The following is a 17,688-nucleotide window of genomic DNA, read 5'->3' as shown; positions in this document are numbered from 1 at the left end:
GTCACACGGTCGGCTTGCTGCCGCCGTCGATGACGTGCTCGGCGCCCACGATCGCCGAGGCCCGGTCGGAGACCAGGAAGGCGACCAGGTCGGCGACCTCCTCCGGGCGGACCGGTCGGCCCAGTGGGACCCCGATGTCCGTCAGGAGTCGGTCGCGCGCCTCGTCGTAGCCGGTGCCCGCGCGGTCGGCGAGCGCCTGCACGAAGGAGCGGCCCCATGAGCTCTCGGTGAAACCGGGGGTCAGGCTGTTGACCCGGACGCCGAAGGGCGCCACCTCGTGGGCGAGACCCTTGCTGTAGTGGCTCAGCGCCGCCTTGGCCGCGCCGTAGGGCACCCGGTTCGGGTTCGGTATCGAGCGGGACAGCGACGAGACATGGACGACGGCCCCCTTCCCGCGCTCCACCATGCCGGGAACCAGCGCCCGGTCGAGCCGTGCCGCGGCGAACAGATTGACGTCCATCACCAACTGCCAGATGTCGTCGGACTGTTCCAGCAGTGGAACGTGCTGCCCGCCGTCCGCGCCGACGGTGTGGACGAGGATGTCCACGCCGCCCAGCCGCTCGTGCACGTGCCGGGTGATCGCTTCGACGCCCGCGGGCGTGCTGACGTCGGCCTCGACGAACAGCTCCGTCAGGCCGTCGGGCGGCGGGGCGGTGCGGGCGCTGTAGGCCACGCTCGCTCCGGCGCGGGTGAGCCGTTCGACGATCGCCGCGCCGATTCCGCGGGTGCCTCCGGTGACCAGGGCGCGCAGGCCACTGAGGCCGTCGGGGTCGCTTGCATGGGGGGTGGTGGCCGGCATTCGCTTCTTCCCGTACTCGTCGGACTGGCTTCGCTGATACGCAGCCTATGAAGATCATGTTGGATGATCCATGACTGGAAGTGGCGATTTTTTATCCATTCGTCCTACCGATGCAGGACCGGCTGTACGCTCGGCGTATGGACGTAGTCAGCGACGCGGTCTCCGTCATCCGCACCGGGCGGCCCCATGCCGCGCGCACCCGCCGCACGGCCCCATGGGGACTGCGGTTTCCGGTCACCCGAGAGATCGGCTTCCATGTCGTCCTCCAGGGGCGCTGCTGGCTGCTGCGCGAGGGGTCGGACCCGGTTCCCCTCGGGGCCGGAGACGTCGTCCTCGTTCCGCACGGGCGGGAGATCGCCCTGGCCGACGCGACCGACAGTGCGCTCGTCGAGGTCGCGCCCGACATGGACGACACCTGGGTGTCGGCGCCCGACGCCACGGGCGACCTCACGCTCCTGATGTGCGGCTCGTACCATCTCGACCGGGCTGCCGCGCACCCGTTGCTCGCCGAACTCCCCGACGTCATCCACCTCCCGCGCCGGGTGGGCGGTCGCACGGCGCTCAACTCGGTCGTCGACCTGCTCGGCGACGAGCTGGACCAACGCCGACCGGGCACCGACGCGGCGATTCCCGCGCTGCTCGACACGATGTTGCTCTACATCCTGCGTGCCTGGTACCAGGATCACGCCCCGCGCGAGACCGGCGGCTGGGCCGCCGCGCTCGCCGATCCGACGGTCGGCTCGGCGCTCCAGGACATGCACGCCGATCCCGCGGCCGCCTGGACCGTCGAGGGGCTGAGCCGACGGGCGGGCGCGTCCCGGTCGGCGTTCTCCCGGCGGTTCGCCGAACTCGTCGGGCGCCCGCCCATGGCGTATCTGACGTGGTGGCGGATGACGACGGCCGGGCGGATCCTCCGCGGCCACGACGACTCCCCGCTCCAAGCCGTGGCCGAGCGGGTCGGGTACAGCTCCGAGTTCGCCTTCAACCGCGCCTTCAAGCGGGAGTTCGGCGTCAGCCCCGGCGTCTACCGGCGGCGCGCTCCCGCCCGGCGGGCGGCGGGGCAGCCCGCCTCGGGCAGTGACGCCGTCCGGCGCGGCCACTGAGCAGGCGCCGAAGAGGACGCCCGCGACAGGCGGCAACTCCTGGGCGGAGGGCGGCACGGCGCGGGCCGTCGGCTCAGATGGTCTTGCTCTGCCCCCCGTCGATGAGGAACTCGGTGCCGGTGACATTGCCCGAGACGGGCGAGGCGAGGAACAACGTCAGGTCGGCCACCTCCTGCGGCTCGGTGACGCGGCCGGTCGAGATGCCCATCATCTGAGGGGCCACCACGTCGATGGCCTCCTGCGCGGTGGTGCCGGCGGACGCCGCGATCACGTCGGCGAAGCCGCCCGGCGCCGTCCAGAAGGGGGTGCGGACCGGACCGGGGGCGATGGCGTTGACGCGTACGCCGCGCGGCGCGAACTCCTCGGAGAGGGACTTGGTCAGGTTCGTCAGTGCCGCCTTCGCCGCGGAGTAGTCCACGACCATGGGGAACGGCAGCCGGGCGTTGATCGAACTGATGTTGACGATGGCGGCGTCCCCCGCCTCCAGCAGGTGCGGAAGCGCCGCGCGGCTCGCCCGTACGGCGCTGAAGAAGGTGACGTCGAAGACGCGCCGCCACTCCGCGTCGTCCACCTCCAGGAAGCTGGACCGGGCGTCCGTAGCACCGAGGTTGTTGACGAGGATGTCGAGTCCGCCCCGTTCGGCGACGGCACGCCGGACGAGTGTGTCCGCTCCGTCCGGCGTCGCCAGGTCGACGGTCACGACGGTGACGCCGTACTTGTCGCGGAGGACCTCGAGTTCGGGCGTCACGCTCCTGCTGCCCGCGACGACATGGACGCCTTCGCGCCCGAATGCCTCGACGGTCGCCAGGCCGATGCCCTTGCCGGCTCCGGTGACGACGGCGACCTTGTTCTTGAGATGGAGTTCCATGGTGACCCTTTTCTGGATTGGTTGATACACAATGAACGTAGGCGGCGCCCGCGTTCCAGGCCACCGGAACACCGCCGAACCGGTGACCGTGACACGCCGGGCGAGTCGATCAGTCCAGGGCGCGCAATGCCGTCGACACCGCGTCCTCGACGAAGGACCGGCCCAGCCGGGCTTTGCCCACGACACGCAGACCCTGGACGAACGTGGTGAGGAAGCGGGCGAGCTCCGCCGGGTCCTTGTCGGACGACAGCTCACCGCGCGCCTTCGCCCGCTCCAACGCGCCGGCCAGGGCCGATTCCAGCAGCCTCAGAGCGGTCGCGACCGTGTCGGCCGTGGCCGGATCGTCGCCGCGCTCCGTGGCGGCATTGACGACCAGGCAGCCGCGTTCGGGCTCGGCGACGTCCGCCTCGATCATCTCCAGCAGGACGCCCCGCACCGCGGACCGCACGTCGGTGGCGTTCTCCAGCCGGTCGGCGACACCCTGCCCGTACTCGGAGCAGTAGCGCTCCAGGGCGCGGGCATAGAGCTTCTCCTTCGAGCCGAACGCCGCATACAGGCTTCCACTGCCGATCGACATCTCCCCGAGCAGGTCCTGCAGTGACGTCGCGGCATAGCCGCGGCGCCAGAACAGATCCATCGCCCGGCCCACCGCCGTGTCGACGTCGAACTCCCGATTGCGCGCCATGTACCCCACCCTAACCGATTCTGGATTGTTCACTCAAATATATGTCGAGCGCGGCGCGTCTCGGCCGCGTGGGCGGCAGTCGGTGGAGGATTCGGTGCGGCTGCGGCGCGGAGCCGCAGGACAGGCGCCTTCGGCCGGTCGGCCGGACATCCGGCAGGTCGCCCGGTGCCGCCCCGACGACGAGAGGAGGTCCGCCGATGAAGGCGCGCGGTGACACGGGTGGGGACGCCGGGGAAGGCGCCGGGCGCTACGGGGAGGCGGTCTTCCGTCCCGAGCAGGCGGGCGAGGGTGAGCGCATCGACCTCGGCGCCCTCGCCTACGACGACATCACCATGGCGCGTCTGCGAGCACTCGGTGCCGGGCCCGGCTGGCGCTGCCTCGACGTGGGCGCCGGCACGGGCACGGTCTCCCGTCGGCTGCTGGACGAGGCCGGGGTGGCCGGCGTGCTCGCCGTGGACCGCGACGTACGGTTCCTCCGCGAACGCCCCGTACCCGGGCTCGACGTCCTGGAGGCCGACATCACCGCCCCGGACTTCGCGCCCGGCCGCTTCCGCCTCGTGCACGCCCGTTTCGTCCTGATGCACCTGCCCGGCCACGAGCGCCTGATCGCGGCACTGGCGGAACTCGTCGAGCCGGGTGGTGTGCTGGTGCTCAGCGACGCCGTCGACCTGACGAGCGACCGGACGCCGGGCGCGCCCTACACGACGATGATGCGGGCGATGTGGCAGGGGCTGCGGGCCACCATCGGCACCGACGTCTCCTGGGTGCCGTCGTATCCGCTTCTGCTGCGGGACGCGGGTCTCAGGCACGTCGCCGCCGAGATCCACGTGCCCCCGCTGCTGCCGGGCAGCCCGCTGAGCCGGTTCTGGGCGGACACCTGGCAGCGGAGCAGGGCCGCCATGCTCGCCACCGGCCTGGTCGACGACGCCGGCATCGACGAGGCGGTCCGCTACCTCGATTCCGACGTGTGCGCCGCGTTGTCGGCCGGCATGCTCACCGTCTGGGGACGGCGCCCGGGAAAGGCCGTGTGAGGCCCCCGGCCCGCTCCGGAGGCGCTCGCTCCCTGCGGGTCGACCGTCCCCGTTCTCGGCCACGGCTCCTGCGCGCCGCCAGGCGCCGGGTGGGCCGCACCGGCAGTCGTCCTCGCCACGCCTCCTGCCGGGTGCGGCCGGGCTCCGCCTTCGTCGTCGACGACGGGCCGCGTCAGCCGGCCGGGGCGGTCACGGGGTGACGGCGGGGTGTCAGGCCCAGGGCGGCGAGCCCACTGGCGGTCATGACGCCGGCGGAGGTCCACCAGGCGAGGGAGAAGGAGTGCGCGGGACCTCCGGCTCCCGTCGCCGCCAGGATGGCGACCAGGGTGCTCACGCCGAGCACGGTGCCGATCTGGCCGGACGTGGTGACGACCGCGCTGCCGGTGGCGCTGCGGTCCCTGGGCAGGCCGGAGGTGGCGGAGGAGATCAGGGTCGGGAGGGCGAGGCCCACGCCGACCCCGGCGACCAGCCAGCCGGGCAGGAGGTCGACGGCGTAGTCCAGGGAGCCGCTCGCGCGCGCGGCGACCCAGACGGCGCCGAAGGCGACAAGCGCCGCGCCCGTGGCGGCGACGATCCCGGTCGGCACCCTGCTTGCCAGGCGGCGGCCGAGCGCGGCGGCCACGATCACCATCGCGGGACCCGGGGCGACACCGAGACCAGTCTCGATCGCGGACCAGTGCCACACCTGCTGCAGCCACAGCGTGATGCCGAGGAGCTGCATGGCGAAGGCGGCGTAGAACAGCACGGCGGCGACGTTCGCCGAGGCGAACACGCGATCGCGCAGCAGGGTCAGGTCGACGACCGGTACGGCATGGCGGGCGGAGCGCCGAAGGCACAGGACCAGCGCGGCCGCGGAGACCGCGAAAGCGGCGAGGGTGCTCCCGGCGGTCCAGCCCCACTCCGGCCCCTGGACCAGGCCCAGCGCCAGCGCACCGATCGCGACCACCAGGAGCGCTCCGCCGAGCAGGTCCGGCAGGCGGGTGTCGGCACCCTGGCGTCCGGCGGGCAGCAGTCGCGCGGCCATGACCAGGGCGGTGATCCCGATCGGCAGGTTGAGCAGGAAGATCCACTGCCAGGCCGCCTGGACGAGCAGGCCGCCGACCACGGGACCCGCCGCCGCGGCCAGCGATCCGCTCGCCGCCCAGATCTGCACATGGCGGGTGACCTTCGCGGGCGGCGCGGTGACCAGCACGAGGCCGAGGCTGGCGGGGGTGAGGACGGCCGCCCCGGCCGCCTGCAGGAAACGGAAGGCGACCAGCACCCACAGGTCGCCGCTGAGGGCGGCGCCCAGGCTGGCCGCGGTGAACACGCCCAGTCCGAGCAGGAAGCCGGCCTTGTGGCCGTAGCGGTCGACCAGCCGGCCCGCCGGGACCAGCAGGGCCGCGTACACGATCGCGTAGCCGTTGAGGATCCAGCTCAGTCTGGACAGCGACGTCTCCCCCACGCCCTGGCCGATGGGTGTCAGCGCGACATTGACGATGAAGGCGTCCAGCGCGGACAGGAACACCGACGTCGCCAGCACGGCGAGCACGAGTCCCGAAGGCGGCCTGCGGCGCCCGGGACGACCTGCTTCGGACATCGACCGCCGCGTCGCGGCTTCGGCGGCGCCGCCCGCCGCCGGGGATGAGGACATGACCGTTGCTCCAGAACAGGCGGGGTGGTGGGGATCCTTCCGACCCTTAACCACACCGATCGGTTTACTTACGCCTTCGACCCTAGCGAAGGACCCCGCCTATGTAAAACGATCGGTATCCTTTACCGCATGAGCACCACGCCCTCCCCCGTACGCCGCCGCGGTCGTGGCGCCCGCGAGCGGATCCTGAAGGCGGCCACCGAACTCTTCATCGCCCAAGGGGTCAACGCGACCGGCATGGACCAGCTGGCCAAGGTCGCCGATGTCTCCAAGCGCACGCTGTACTCGCATTTCGCAGGCAAGGACGAGCTGGTCCACGCCTACCTGAGCGGCCTCGAGGACGATCTGCTGCCCACCGGCGCGGCGGAGGACGGGTCGACCCCGCGCGAACAACTGATCGCCGTCTTCGACCAGCGCCCCTCCGTGTCGGGCCGGCCACTGCGCGGCTGCCCCTTCCTGAGCGCGGCGGTCGAGATCCCGGACCCGGAGCACCCGGCCCACCGCCTCGCGGCCGCCCACAAGACCGAGTTCGCCCGAAGGCTCGGCGACCTCGCCCGCCGGGCCGGAGCCCACCGGCCGGAGGAACTCGGGGAGCAGCTCGCGCTCCTCTATGACGGCGCGGCGGCGCGGGGCACCGCGCTCAACAGCACCGCACCCGCCGCGCACGCGCGTGCCATGGCCGTCACGCTGATCGACGCGGCCATCGCGTCGGGCGGCGACGACACGGGGCCGTAGAAAACGGCGGCCTGGCGGCGAGCCTCGGCCTCGCGGCGCGGGCGTGGGCTGTCGTGTGAGGGTGGGGACGCCCGGAGGGCCGCCCGTGACGTGGGCCGGGAAACCGGCGCCGAGGGCCGAAGCGGGGGCCGGCCGCAGTAGTTTCGGCGCCATGGCGATGACGAGACGGCCGCTGGACGGCGACCTGGTGGACCGCATGATCTCCCTCGCGGACGTGCCATGGAGCCGCCGGGCGTACGAGGAGGCGTTCACAGGCAACGGCTGGCACTTGGAGGAGGACGACGGCGAGATCGTCATCGGATGGCTGGACGTGTGGCCGATCGCCGGGGAGGAGGGCGTGGACGACTGGTGGCTGCTGCTCGGGGAGTGGCCGGGGTGCCAGGAGGGGCCCGACGCCGTGTGCGAGCACCGGCAGTGCCGTGCGGACTGCTCCGTGCTCATGCCGTTCGCCTACTTCGCCGACCCTGACGACCCCGAGGAATGGGAGCGGCAGCAGGGCCCGTTCTTCGCCCGCTCCGACTGCCTGCCGCAGGCGTCGGCGGCGGACTTCGAGGCCGAGTACCGACGGGCGGGTGAGCTCTTGCGGGCACGGCTGGGCGAGCCGCTCACGACGCCCCCGTACCGGCCGGACGGGGCACGGAGGTACGAGGTGTGGGAGCGGGGCGGTTCCTGGGTGGTGCTGCTGATCGAGCCCGACCCGGTCTCCTACCACGCTTACGACCAGGCAGCCGTGGAGGTCCGCCCCCGGGTGTGACCGGGGCGGACGTCGGGGTCCGCCCCGAAAGTGACAGCGCCCGACGCGACCACGCCCGCTATGATTGCGTATTCAACCAGCTTCGTGGTGCCCGAGGAGGTCGCACCGTGACAGAGCTCGGACTGGCCGACACGGTGGGGATGCTGCGCCTGCCCGGTGTGCGTCCCCGGTACAGCAGCGCGGGGCTCGGGTGGGAGCACCTCTACCTCTCCGCCCAGAAGGAAGAGTCGTACCGGGCGACGTTCGGGCCCGCCCCCACCCATCTGCTGATCCTGCACCTCAGCGGACCGGTCACCGTCCGCCGGGGGCAGGGTGGCGCCGCGCGGTCGCGGACCGTTCCGGCCGGTGGACTGTTCCTGCAGCCGATCGGCCGGGAGCTGAGCGTCGAGCTCGGCGGCCCGCTCGACACGGTGCACGCCTATCTCACCGACCAGGCGCTGCGCGAGGCCAACGAGGGACAACCGGTCGAGTTGTCCGAGGAACTGGGTGTCACCGACCCGCTCGCCGAACAGCTCATGATCGCGCTGGACGTCGCGGTGCGCCGCTGGGAACCTTCGGCCCGGACGTACGTGGACCACCTGACCGGCATGCTCGCCGCGCAGCTCGCCCGGCGACACGCCGCCCGCCCGGCGGCGAAAGCGCCGGTCCGCTCCGGTCTGTCCGCACGGCAGCTCGGGGCCGTGCAGGACCTCATCGGGGAGCGTCTGGCCGAACCGCTGCCGATCGCGGACCTGGCTGCCGCCGCCTCGCTCAGCGTCAGTCAGTTCACCCGCCAGTTCCGGGCGAGTACGGGCCAGTCCCCGCACCAGTACGTGCTGGGCGTTCGACTCGAACACGCGTGCCGGTTGCTGCGCACCGGGTCGGCGCCGATCGGGCAGGTGGCCATCGACTGCGGGTTCTCCCATCAGGAGCACCTGACCAGGGTGATGCGCGCCCGCCTGGACACCACCCCGGCCGTCGTGCGCCGCGAGGGCTGAGCGGAGGCCACCGGCCCGCCCCGCTCAGCGACCGCCCTGCGCCCCGCTCAGCGTTCCAGCACGAGTGCCAGCGCCTGTCCGACGCCGATGCAGAGCGCCGCGAGGCCGGTGCCCGAACCGGCCGCGGCCAGCTGGTGGGCGACCGCACCCGCGACACGGGCGCCGGAGGCGCCCAGCGGGTGTCCGATGGCGATGGCGCCACCGCGCGGGTTGACCACGGACCGGTCGAGCTCAGGGAGGGCGGCCAGGCAGGACAGCACCTGGGCCGCGTAGGCCTCGTTGAGTTCGATCGTGCGCAGGTCCGCCGCGTCGACCCGTGCCTTGGTGAGGACCTTGCGGATGGCGTCCACCGGCCCCAGTCCGAAGTACTGCGGCTCGATGCCCGTGACCGCCGCCGCCCGCACCCGGGCCAGCGGTTCACGGCCGATGGCCGCGAGCCCCTCCTCGTCGGCGAGCAGCAGCGCGGAGGCGCCGTCGTTCAGGGGTGAGGCGTTGCCCGCGGTGACGGTGCCGTCGGCCAGGAAGGCCGGCTTCAGCTTGGCCAGGGCCTCCAGGGAGGTGGTGTCACGGATGTTCTCGTCGCGCGGCAGGTCCACGCCCTCGACGGCGACGACCTCGCCCTCGTAGAGGCCCTCGCGCCATGCGGCGGCGGCCTTGCGGTGACTGGCCAGGGCGAAGGCGTCCTGCTCCTCGCGCGTCACAGCGTGCTTGGCGCCGACCAGTTCCGCGCTCTCGCCGAGGGGGATCGTCCACTCCCCCGGCATCCTCGGGTTGACCATCCGCCAGCCCAGGGTGGTCGAGTGGAGCTGCTGGTTCTTCGCGGGGAAGGCCCGGTCCGGCTTCTGCAGCACCCAGGGGGCGCGGCTCATGGACTCCACCCCGCCGGCCACGGCGACGGAGGCGTCGCCGAGGGCGATCGCCCGAGCCGCCTGGATGACGGCCTCCATGCCGGAGCCGCACAGCCGGTTGACCGTGGCGCCGGGCACGGTGACGGGCAGGCCCGCCAGCAGGACGGCCATCCGCGCCACGTTCCGGTTGTCCTCGCCGGCTCCGTTGGCGTTGCCGAAGAGCACGTCGTCGATGCGGGCCGGGTCGAGGCCGGGACTGCGCTCCACGAGGGCACGCAGCACACCGGCGGCCAGGTCGTCGGGGCGCACCCCGGACAGGGCGCCGCCGTAGCGGCCGAACGGCGTGCGCACGGCGTCGACGATGTACACATCACGCGGTTGTTCGATCATCGGGGGCTCCTGACGGTGAGGGACACGGGCGTGAGGTCGACGACCTGCTCCACCGTCACGCCCGGCGCCGTCTCGACGAGTTCCAGGCCCTGCTCGGTGACGTCTAGGACGCACAGGTCGGTGATGACGCGATCGACGCAGGCCCGTCCCGTCAGCGGGAGCGTGCACTCCTCGACGATCTTGGAACTGCCGTCCTTGGCGGTGTGCTCCATCAGCACGACGACGCGTCCCACGCCGTGCACCAGGTCCATGGCACCGCCCATCCCCCTGATCATCTTTCCGGGGACGGCCCAGTTGGCCAGGTCGCCGCGGGCCGAGACCTGCAGCGCGCCGAGGACGGCGGCGTCGATGTGGCCGCCGCGGATCATGCTGAAGGACAGCGCGGAGTCGAAGAACGACGCCCCCGGCAGTACCGTCACGGTCTCCTTCCCGGCGTTGATCAGGTCGGGATCGACCTCGTCGGGCTCCGGGTACGGTCCCACTCCGAGCAGGCCGTTCTCGGAGTGCAGGACGACGTCCACGCCCGCCGGAAGGAAGTCGGCCACCAGCGTGGGCAGCCCGATGCCGAGGTTCACGTAGTCGCCGTCGCGCAGTTCGCGTGCGGCGCGGGCCGCCATCTCCTGTCTGCTCCAGCTCATCGCTCGCGTACCGTCCTCTTCTCGATGCCCTTGTCCGCCGCCTGCTGCGGGGTCAGTGCCACGACCCGCTGGACGAACACGCCGGGCAGGTGGATCTCGTCGGGGTCGAGCTCGCCCGGCTCGACCAGTTCCTCCACCTCGGCCACGGTGATCTTGCCGGCCATGGCGGCGAGCGGGTTGAAGTTGCGTGCCGCGCGGTGGAAGACGAGGTTGCCGTGCCGGTCGCCGCGGGCGGCGCGTACCAGGGCGTAGTCGGTGGTGACGGCGTGCTCCAGGACGTGTTCGACGCCGTTGAAGACGCGCACCTCCTTGGGTGGTGAGGCGAGGGCGACCGAGCCGTCGGGGGCGTACCGCCACGGCAGGCCCCCCTCCGCCACCGGGGTGCCGACACCGGCCGGCGTGAAAAACGCCGGGATGCCGCTGCCTCCCGCGCGCAGGCGCTCGGCGAGCGTTCCCTGGGGAATCAGCTCGACCTCCAGCTCACCCGCGAGGTACTGGCGGGCGAACTCCTTGTTGTCCCCGATGTAGGAGCCGGTGACCCGGCTGATGCGGCCCGCCGCGAGCAGCACGCCGAGGCCGCGTCCGTCGACGCCGCAGTTGTTGGAGACGACGGAGAGGTCTCCGGCGCCCGACTCGTACAGCGCGCCGATGAGGGTCTCCGGGACACCGCTCAGACCGAATCCGCCGACGGCGAAGGACTGTCCGTGGGTGACGTCCGCCAGGGCCTGTGCGGCCGTGGCCACTTGCTTGTCCATGGTCACCGCCCCAGGACCCGGCGCAGCGCGCCGAGCAGCTCGTCCCGTGCCTCCGCCGCGGTCCGCGGTGCGGTGGCGCGGCGCCAGGCCACGTAGCCGTCCGGGCGCACCAGGAGCGCCGCGTCCTCGGCCGTCTCGCTCACCCTGCTCCATTCGCCGTAGGCGTCGCGGGTGTCGTCGTCGCCGATGCGCACCATGCGCAGGGGGATGCCGAGTTCCTCGCGGCAGGCTTCGGCAGCCGCTTCCCAGACCTCGCCCGACAGCCCGGTCAGGACGGTGAAGACGCCCTTGCCGACGACGTCGAGCGTGGAGATCTTCCCGCCCCCGCCGTCGACGAGCCAGGCGTGCGGCAGCTTGGCACCGGGGCGGGTCGTCGGACGCGCCACCAACTCCGGGTCACCGTCCCCCTGCTCGATCGGGGAGTCGTCGGCCAGGACGGCTCCGGAGACGTAGCGCTGGTTCATCTCGACGCCGTGCGCGTTGAACTCGTAGTTCTTGAGCTGGATCGCGTCCTCCAGCATCCGGCGGCGCTTGGCGCCCTCGGGGGTGGCGGCCCGCAGTGCGGCGAGCCCCTCGCTGATGGCCTGCTCGTCGCTGTCGGCCCCGACACCGAGGGTCTCGAAGACCGGTCCGAACTGGTCGCGGCTGAGGTTCGCCCGTTCGACGATCTGCCGCCCCACGGGGGCGCGTTCGGCCGAGTAGCTGTCCAGCAGCTCCGGCGCGGCCTCGCCGCGGACCACCATGGCGAGCTTCCAGGCCAGGTTGTAGGCGTCCTGGACCGAGGTGTTGGAGCCGAGCCCGTTGGACGGCGGGTGACGGTGCACGGCGTCGCCCATGCAGAACACCCGTCCCGACGAATAGGCCGAGGCGTAGGTGTGGTTGACGGTCCACAGCGAGGTGGACGTGATCTCCACCGGCAGGTCGGGGACGCCTATCAGATCGCGCACGATCCGGCGCGCCTCCTCCTCGTCGACCGAGGGCGGCGCCTGCTCGATGTCGTAGCCCCACACCAGCAGCCACTCGTTCCACGGCCGGACCATGCGGACCAGGCCCATGCCGATGCCGCCGGTCGCCGCGCCGGGGCGCAGCACCCAGTACAGGACGCTCGGGCGGTGGGCGACGTACTGGGCGAGGTCGGCCTTGAAAACGATGTTCATGCTGCCGGCCTTGCCCATACGGCCGTCCATGGGGAGGCCGATCTGCTCGGCGACGGTGCTGCGTCCGCCGTCGGCGCCGATCACGTAGCGGGCCCGTACGGTGAACTCGTCGCCGCGGACCCGGTCGCGCAGCAGTGCGGTGACCCCGTCCTCGTCCTGTGTGAGGCTCAGGAACTCGGTGTCGAAGCGGACCTTGGCGCCGCGGGCGGCCGCGTTGGTGGTGAGGATCGGCTCCAGATAGGTCTGGGGCAGGTCGATCATCTCGCAGGGGCTGTTCGCCGCGTACTCGGTCTGGGTGGCGGGTCCGGTGCCCCAGCTGCGGATCCGGCCGATCTCGTCGCCGTTGAGCGCGGTGCACAGCACCGTGTCCCCCATGAGCTGGGACGGGCTGCCCTGCGCCAGGGCCTCGGACTCGACGCCCAGGTCGCGCAGGACCTCCATCGTGCGCTGGTTGGTGATGTGCGCCCGAGGGGTGTTGGCGAGCCAGCCGTACTTGGTGACGAGGAGGGTGCGAACGCCGTAGGTGGCCAGCGACAGGGCCGCCGAGCCTCCGGCGGGGCCGCTGCCGACGACGAGGACGTCGGTGTCGTAGGTGTCGGTGCGGGTCATGAGTGCTCTTCCTCGCTCAGTGGGTCAGGGGGGCGATGCGGAAGGTGTGGTCCAGAAGGCGCCACTCCCCGCCGTCGACGGTCCGGCCGTCCGGGGTCGGACCTGTCTGCGGGACGAAGTCGACGACGAGCGGGTCCTTCACACCAAAGACGGTGTCGCTGTCGAGGTACTTGCCACCGGCCACGAACAGCTGGGTGATGAGCCGGCGATGACCGGGCGCGTCGATCATGAAGTGCAGGTGCGGAGCCCGGTAGGGGTGGCGGCCGACGGCGGCGAGCATCTGTCCCACGGGGCCGTCGTCCGGGACCGGGTACTCCGAGGGCAGGATCGACCAGAAGGTGAGACGCCCCTCGGCGTCGCTGCGCAGCCTCGCCCGCAGAACGGGGCCTTCCAGCTCCGGCAGTTGGACGTCGTAGAAGCCGTCCTCGTTGGACTGCCATACGTCGACGACGGCGTCCTTGACGGGCGCGCCGGCCGTGTCGGTGATGCGCACGTCCGCCCAGAGCGGGGTGCCGGGCAGGCCGCCGGCGATGTCGCTGCCGTGCTCGGCCGCCGGCGGTCCCTCGACGTAGAAGGGGCCGAGCACGGCGGACGGGGTGGTGTCCGGGGTGCGGGAGTTGGTCAGCAGGTCCACGACGCTGGAGACGCCCAGCGTGTCGGAGAGCAGCACGAACTCCTGCCGGGTCGGGCTCGTGATCTCGCCCGCCCGGGTGAGGAAGCCGATCGCGTACTGCCACTCCTCCTCGGTGACGTCCTCCTCGGTCACGAAGGCATGCAGGTGCCTCACGAGGCCGCTGAGCAGGGTGCGGACGCGGGCGTCGGGCGCCTGCGCGAAGCTCGCGACCACCTGCTGGGTCAGCGCGACCGTCGCGGCCTCGGTGCCGGCGGTCACCTGGGGGCGGCGGTCGTGCCAGGCGTCGCTCAGCAGGCTGCCGAGGCCTTCGGCGGTGAGTTCCCGGGGGTTCGGGTAGGGCGTCGCCACTGCCAGTTCGGCCGCGCGGCCCAGCTCGGACTCGGGCATGCCCAGACCGCGCAGCGAGGTCGGTCCGCCCAGGGAGGCGATCAGGTCGTACACGCCCGTCGGGGCGTCGGGCACGTCGAGCGCCCGGGCGATGCGGCGCATGACGTCGGGGGCGGCCGGCGCGTTGTAGGCCATGGCGTGCGGCAGGATCACGGTGTGCGTCTCGGCGTGCGGCAGGCCGAAACTGCCGCCGAGGGTGTGGCAGAGCTTGTGGTGCAGGCCCATGCCCACGGAGGCCAGGCACGTGCCGGCGAGCCAGGCGGCCTCCAGCAGGTCGGCCCGCGCGTCGCGGTCCGCGGGGTCGGCGGCCAGCATCGGCAGCGCCCGCCCGATCAGTGAGATCGCCTCGAGGGCCCGGCGGTCGGTGTCAGGGTCCGCGTCGGCGGAGTACAGCGCCTCCACGGCGTGCGCCATCGCGTTCACGCCGCTGGTGATCGACATCGGCAGGGGCAGGGAGAGCGTGAAGTCCACGTCGTAGACGACGGTCTCGGGCAGGATCGCGGCCGAGGACTGCGTGACCTTGTGGCCGTCGCGCGTCTCCCCGAGCACCGGGGTCACCTCGGAACCGGCGTATGTGGTCGGTACGACCACCTGCGGCAGGTCCGTGCGCAGGGCGAGTGCCTTGGACAGGCCGGTGGTCGAACCGCCGCCCACGGAGACGAGACAGTCGGCGCCCGACTCCTCCAGTACGGCGAGCGCCGCCTCCGTGACGTCGGTCGGGGTGTGCATGACGGCGCCGTCGAACTCCGCCGCGAGCAGGCCGCCGAGGGCGTCGCGGACGCGCGCGCTCGCCTCCGCCAGCGGCGGGCTGGAGAGCAGCAGCACCCGGGAGGCGCCGAGCCGCTTTACCTCTTCGGCGAGTTCGCCGACTGTGCCGTGACCGAAGACCACCCGTGCCGGATGGGAAGTGTGCACGAACGCCCGCATGATTCATCGCCTCCGTGTGCCGGTCAATTCAACGGTTGTGTCTGGCCACCGAGTGTGCGGGTTACGGGCGGATGAACTCCTGCACGATCGGGGCGTGCCGTTGCACGAAAGGCGCACGCGGGGTGCTGCGCGCGAGCTTCGCCCTCGGGTCAGTCGAGGACGCGCGCGAGGAAGCGACGGATGTGCTCGGCGATGGTCTCCAGGTGGCTTTCCAGGGCGAAGTGCCCGGACTCGATCAAATGGATCTCCGCGTCGGGCAGATCGTCACGGAACGCCTCCGCGCCGGCGGGGCCGAAAATCTCGTCGCCGGCTCCCCAGACCGCGAGCAGCGGGACCCGGGAGTCGCGGAAGTACTGGTGGACCTGCGGGTAGAGGTCCACGTTGGTCGGGTAGTCCCGGAAGAGCCCGAGCTGGATCTCGTCGTTGCCGGGCCGGTCCAGCAGCGCCTGGTCGTGCACCCAGTTGTCGGGGCTCACCAGCGTGGGATCGGCGACGCCGTTCAGGTACTGCCAGCGGGTGATCTCCAGGGTCAGGGCGGCCCGCATGGGCCCTTCGGTGTCCGGCCCCGGGGCCTGCGCGTAGGCGAAGGCGCCGTCCCAGAAGGGCTTGACGAAGCCCGCTTCGTAGGCGTTCCCGTTCTGCGTGATGATCGCCGTGACGCGTTCCGGGGACCGGAGGGCCAGCCGCCATCCGATGGGGGCGCCGTAGTCCTGCACGTACATCGCGAACCGGTCGACGCCGAGCTGCCGCAGCAGTCCGGCCGTGACGTCGGTGAGGGCTTCGAAGGTGTACGGGAACTCCTGCGGCGCGGGCATCGCGGACTGGCCGAACCCGATGTGGTCGGGAGCGATCACGTGGTAGCGGTCCGCGAGTTCCGGGATCAGCCGACGGAACATGTGGGAGCTGGTCGGGAATCCGTGGAGGAGCACGACGACGGGCGACCGCGGGTCCCCGGCCTCCCGGTAGAAGACGTCGAGCCCGTCGACGGTGGTGGTGCGGTGATGAACCGAGGCAGTCATATTCCTAACCTTTCTCCTGCTCTTTACTGGTTACTTTTCCCAGTCGAGCACACTCGACATAACCCGTCAAGTCGCCCAGGATGGTTAGACCGCGCACCCTTGGGGGAGGGTGGTCATGTAACCTGCAAAGCGGATGTAATCGGTTAGGAGGCGTGGCGGTGACCGACGGGGAACAGCAGGAGACGCTGCTGGAGCTGCTCAACAGCACGCCCGTGGTCGGCGGTGCCGTGCGGGACCGGCTGGCGGACCCGGCAGCGGCCGAGCGCTGGCAGCGGGAGCACGGCGGCACCGGAACCGCGGACGAGCTGCGCAGCCTCCTGCGGGTGCGCGAGGCCCTTCAGGACGTGGTGCGCGGCGCTCGTCCCGCGACATCCCTGGCACCCCTCCTGAAAGGCGTCACCTCACGTCCGCACGTCGCCTCCGAGGGGGTGTCGTGGGAGCTGGACGTCCCCGTCGAGCGGAGGCTGGCCGTGGAGGCCGTGCTGGCGTGGAGCCGGACGCGGCAGGAGCTCCCCGACCGACTGCGGGCCTGCGCCAACCCCGAGTGCCGCCTCTTCCTCCTCGACCGCAGCAGGACCAACAAGGCCCGCTGGTGCTCCATGGCGGTCTGCGGCAACCGTATGAAGGCCAGGCGGCACTACCAGCGCACCAAGGGCACCACATCCGAATAGCGCGCGGTCGCCTTCCGGGACGGCGCCCAGGACGCCTTCTCGCGCGGCGCGCGGGTCGCCATCTCGCGCGGGACACCTTCTCGACCGGAGCTCAGGTCACCGTCTTGCGCGGCGCGCAGTCGCCGTCTTGCGCGGCGCGCGGGACACCATCTCGGACGGCGCTCTGGACACTTCTCGGACGGCGCGCAGCCGCCTTCTTGCGCGGCGCGCGGGACCCGCGTCCTGCCTGGTGGATCCACATTGCTCACGACCGGGCGCGGCACGCCTTCGCGGCGGAGGCCCGCGACCTCTTGGCCCAACTCCCCGACGCCCACGAGCACATCTTCCACACGGCCGGGACCCGGCACGAGAGGGATGCGCACATCACCTACGGCCGCCCCACCGCCGCGGCGCTGGAGACCGCCGGCATTCCGGCCGACGCCGACGCCTACCTCTGCGGGCCCACGTCCTTCATGGACGGCTTCAGCGGCCTCCCGCACGCCCACGGCCTGCGTCCTGAGGCCGTCCACGCGGAACTGTTCAGCGCTCTCACAGCCGTCAATCCCGGTGTCACCGCCACTCCCGCCACTACGGCCGTCCGTCCGCACCGGCCCGCCGGTCCCAAGGGAAGCAGCCCCCTGATCACCTTCGCCCGCAGCGGCATCTCGACCCCCTGGTCCGCCACGCGCACCTCACTCCTCGACCTCGCCGAAGCCTGCGACATCCCGACCCGCTGGTCCTGCCGGACCGGCGTGTGCCACACCTGCGTCACCCCGCGCGTGGACGGCGACGTCCGCTACACCACTGCGCCGCTCGAACTCCCCGAGCCCGGGACCGTCCTGGTCTGCTGCAGCGAGCCGACCACCGACGTGGTTCTCGATCTCTGAGCCGCGAACCCCTCCCGCGGCTCCTCGCGGCGAGGTGGCGCTCGGGCCTGGTGTCATCGACAGGACAGCATGTGGCACACATCACATCGACTCGTGTCACGGCCGACCGGGCTGCCCTGTCTGAAGTGCGTATCTGGAATCGGACCAGGAGATCGTCATGGAACCGCGTCTGAACTTCTTCGGCAACGCCTTCGCCGGCAAG

General features: G+C 71.9%; 17 protein-coding genes. 7 read left to right on the top strand and 10 right to left on the bottom strand.

Translation table 11 applies throughout. From position 1 onward, the window contains the following. Position 1: 1 nt before the first annotated feature. Positions 2-799 carry an SDR family oxidoreductase gene (locus ACWCPM_RS18165; RefSeq protein ID WP_450977193.1) on the bottom strand — a complete coding sequence of 266 codons (798 nt, stop codon included), beginning with the start codon at positions 797-799 and terminating at the stop codon, positions 2-4. 137 nt (positions 800-936) lie between these two features. Between ACWCPM_RS18165 and ACWCPM_RS18160 the strand changes: the two genes are divergently transcribed. Further along, complete coding sequence (locus tag ACWCPM_RS18160; RefSeq protein WP_450977192.1) at positions 937-1,902, top strand: AraC family transcriptional regulator; 966 nt, start codon at positions 937-939, stop codon at positions 1,900-1,902. A gap of 73 nt (positions 1,903-1,975) precedes the next feature. On the opposite strand, the gene ACWCPM_RS18155 is transcribed toward ACWCPM_RS18160, so the two are convergent. Both ACWCPM_RS18155 and ACWCPM_RS18150 read right to left on the bottom strand, forming a co-directional pair. Continuing rightward, on the bottom strand, positions 1,976-2,770 hold the full coding sequence (locus ACWCPM_RS18155) for an SDR family NAD(P)-dependent oxidoreductase (RefSeq protein ID WP_450977191.1): 795 nt from the start codon (positions 2,768-2,770) through the stop codon (positions 1,976-1,978). A gap of 109 nt (positions 2,771-2,879) precedes the next feature. Then, complete coding sequence (locus ACWCPM_RS18150) at positions 2,880-3,455, bottom strand: TetR/AcrR family transcriptional regulator (protein ID WP_450977190.1); 576 nt, start codon at positions 3,453-3,455, stop codon at positions 2,880-2,882. Positions 3,456-3,652: 197 nt separating this feature from the next. Here ACWCPM_RS18150 and ACWCPM_RS18145 point away from each other — a divergent pair, with 197 nt between their 5' ends. Next, positions 3,653-4,486, top strand: a complete 834-nt coding sequence (locus tag ACWCPM_RS18145; protein ID WP_450977189.1) for a class I SAM-dependent methyltransferase — start codon at positions 3,653-3,655, stop codon at positions 4,484-4,486. A gap of 172 nt (positions 4,487-4,658) precedes the next feature. Here ACWCPM_RS18145 and ACWCPM_RS18140 read toward each other — a convergent pair whose 3' ends face one another. Beyond that, positions 4,659-6,119: an MFS transporter gene (locus tag ACWCPM_RS18140; RefSeq protein WP_450977188.1), complete on the bottom strand. Its 1,461-nt coding sequence runs from the start codon at positions 6,117-6,119 to the stop codon at positions 4,659-4,661. A gap of 129 nt (positions 6,120-6,248) precedes the next feature. Here ACWCPM_RS18140 and ACWCPM_RS18135 point away from each other — a divergent pair, with 129 nt between their 5' ends. From ACWCPM_RS18135 to ACWCPM_RS18125, 3 genes are all read left to right on the top strand, one after another. After that, the gene (locus tag ACWCPM_RS18135) at positions 6,249-6,854 is read left to right on the top strand and encodes a TetR/AcrR family transcriptional regulator (RefSeq protein WP_450977187.1); all 606 of its coding nucleotides are present in this window, start codon (positions 6,249-6,251) and stop codon (positions 6,852-6,854) included. A gap of 151 nt (positions 6,855-7,005) precedes the next feature. After that, entirely contained in the window at positions 7,006-7,608 is a 603-nt protein-coding gene (locus ACWCPM_RS18130; RefSeq protein ID WP_450977186.1) for a hypothetical protein, read from the top strand. Positions 7,609-7,715: 107 nt separating this feature from the next. Continuing rightward, positions 7,716-8,585 (top strand): helix-turn-helix domain-containing protein, encoded by an 870-nt coding sequence (locus ACWCPM_RS18125; protein ID WP_450977185.1) that lies wholly within the window; start codon positions 7,716-7,718, stop codon positions 8,583-8,585. A 47-nt stretch (positions 8,586-8,632) separates the two neighbouring features. On the opposite strand, the gene ACWCPM_RS18120 is transcribed toward ACWCPM_RS18125, so the two are convergent. The 6 genes from ACWCPM_RS18120 to ACWCPM_RS18095 form a co-directional block, all read right to left on the bottom strand. After that, positions 8,633-9,823 (bottom strand): thiolase family protein, encoded by a 1,191-nt coding sequence (locus ACWCPM_RS18120; RefSeq protein ID WP_450977184.1) that lies wholly within the window; start codon positions 9,821-9,823, stop codon positions 8,633-8,635. After that, positions 9,820-10,461, bottom strand: a complete 642-nt coding sequence (locus ACWCPM_RS18115) for a CoA transferase subunit B (protein WP_450977183.1) — start codon at positions 10,459-10,461, stop codon at positions 9,820-9,822. Before ACWCPM_RS18115 ends, ACWCPM_RS18120 begins: the two co-directional genes overlap by 4 nt. Beyond that, a complete protein-coding gene (locus ACWCPM_RS18110) occupies positions 10,458-11,216 on the bottom strand; it encodes a CoA transferase subunit A (protein WP_450977182.1) in 759 nt (252 codons plus the stop codon). The genes ACWCPM_RS18115 and ACWCPM_RS18110 overlap by 4 nt, the downstream gene beginning before the upstream one ends. A gap of 2 nt (positions 11,217-11,218) precedes the next feature. Next, entirely contained in the window at positions 11,219-12,982 is a 1,764-nt protein-coding gene (locus tag ACWCPM_RS18105) for an FAD-dependent oxidoreductase (RefSeq protein WP_450977181.1), read from the bottom strand. A 16-nt stretch (positions 12,983-12,998) separates the two neighbouring features. Further along, positions 12,999-14,918: a maleylacetate reductase and hydroxyquinol 1,2-dioxygenase domain-containing protein gene (locus ACWCPM_RS18100; protein WP_450977180.1), complete on the bottom strand. Its 1,920-nt coding sequence runs from the start codon at positions 14,916-14,918 to the stop codon at positions 12,999-13,001. A 161-nt stretch (positions 14,919-15,079) separates the two neighbouring features. Continuing rightward, positions 15,080-15,949: an alpha/beta fold hydrolase gene (locus ACWCPM_RS18095; protein ID WP_450977179.1), complete on the bottom strand. Its 870-nt coding sequence runs from the start codon at positions 15,947-15,949 to the stop codon at positions 15,080-15,082. Positions 15,950-16,107: 158 nt separating this feature from the next. Between ACWCPM_RS18095 and ACWCPM_RS18090 the strand changes: the two genes are divergently transcribed. Further along, positions 16,108-16,620: a CGNR zinc finger domain-containing protein gene (locus tag ACWCPM_RS18090; protein ID WP_450977178.1), complete on the top strand. Its 513-nt coding sequence runs from the start codon at positions 16,108-16,110 to the stop codon at positions 16,618-16,620. After that, positions 16,542-17,486 carry a flavin reductase family protein gene (locus ACWCPM_RS18085; protein ID WP_450977177.1) on the top strand — a complete coding sequence of 315 codons (945 nt, stop codon included), beginning with the start codon at positions 16,542-16,544 and terminating at the stop codon, positions 17,484-17,486. Before ACWCPM_RS18090 ends, ACWCPM_RS18085 begins: the two co-directional genes overlap by 79 nt. Positions 17,487-17,688 lie beyond the last annotated feature (202 nt).

This window comes from Streptomyces sp. NPDC002309 (assembly GCF_053593375.1).
The sequence above is the reverse complement of the archived record's forward strand: the minus strand, read 5'-3'. Positions and strand labels throughout refer to the sequence as shown.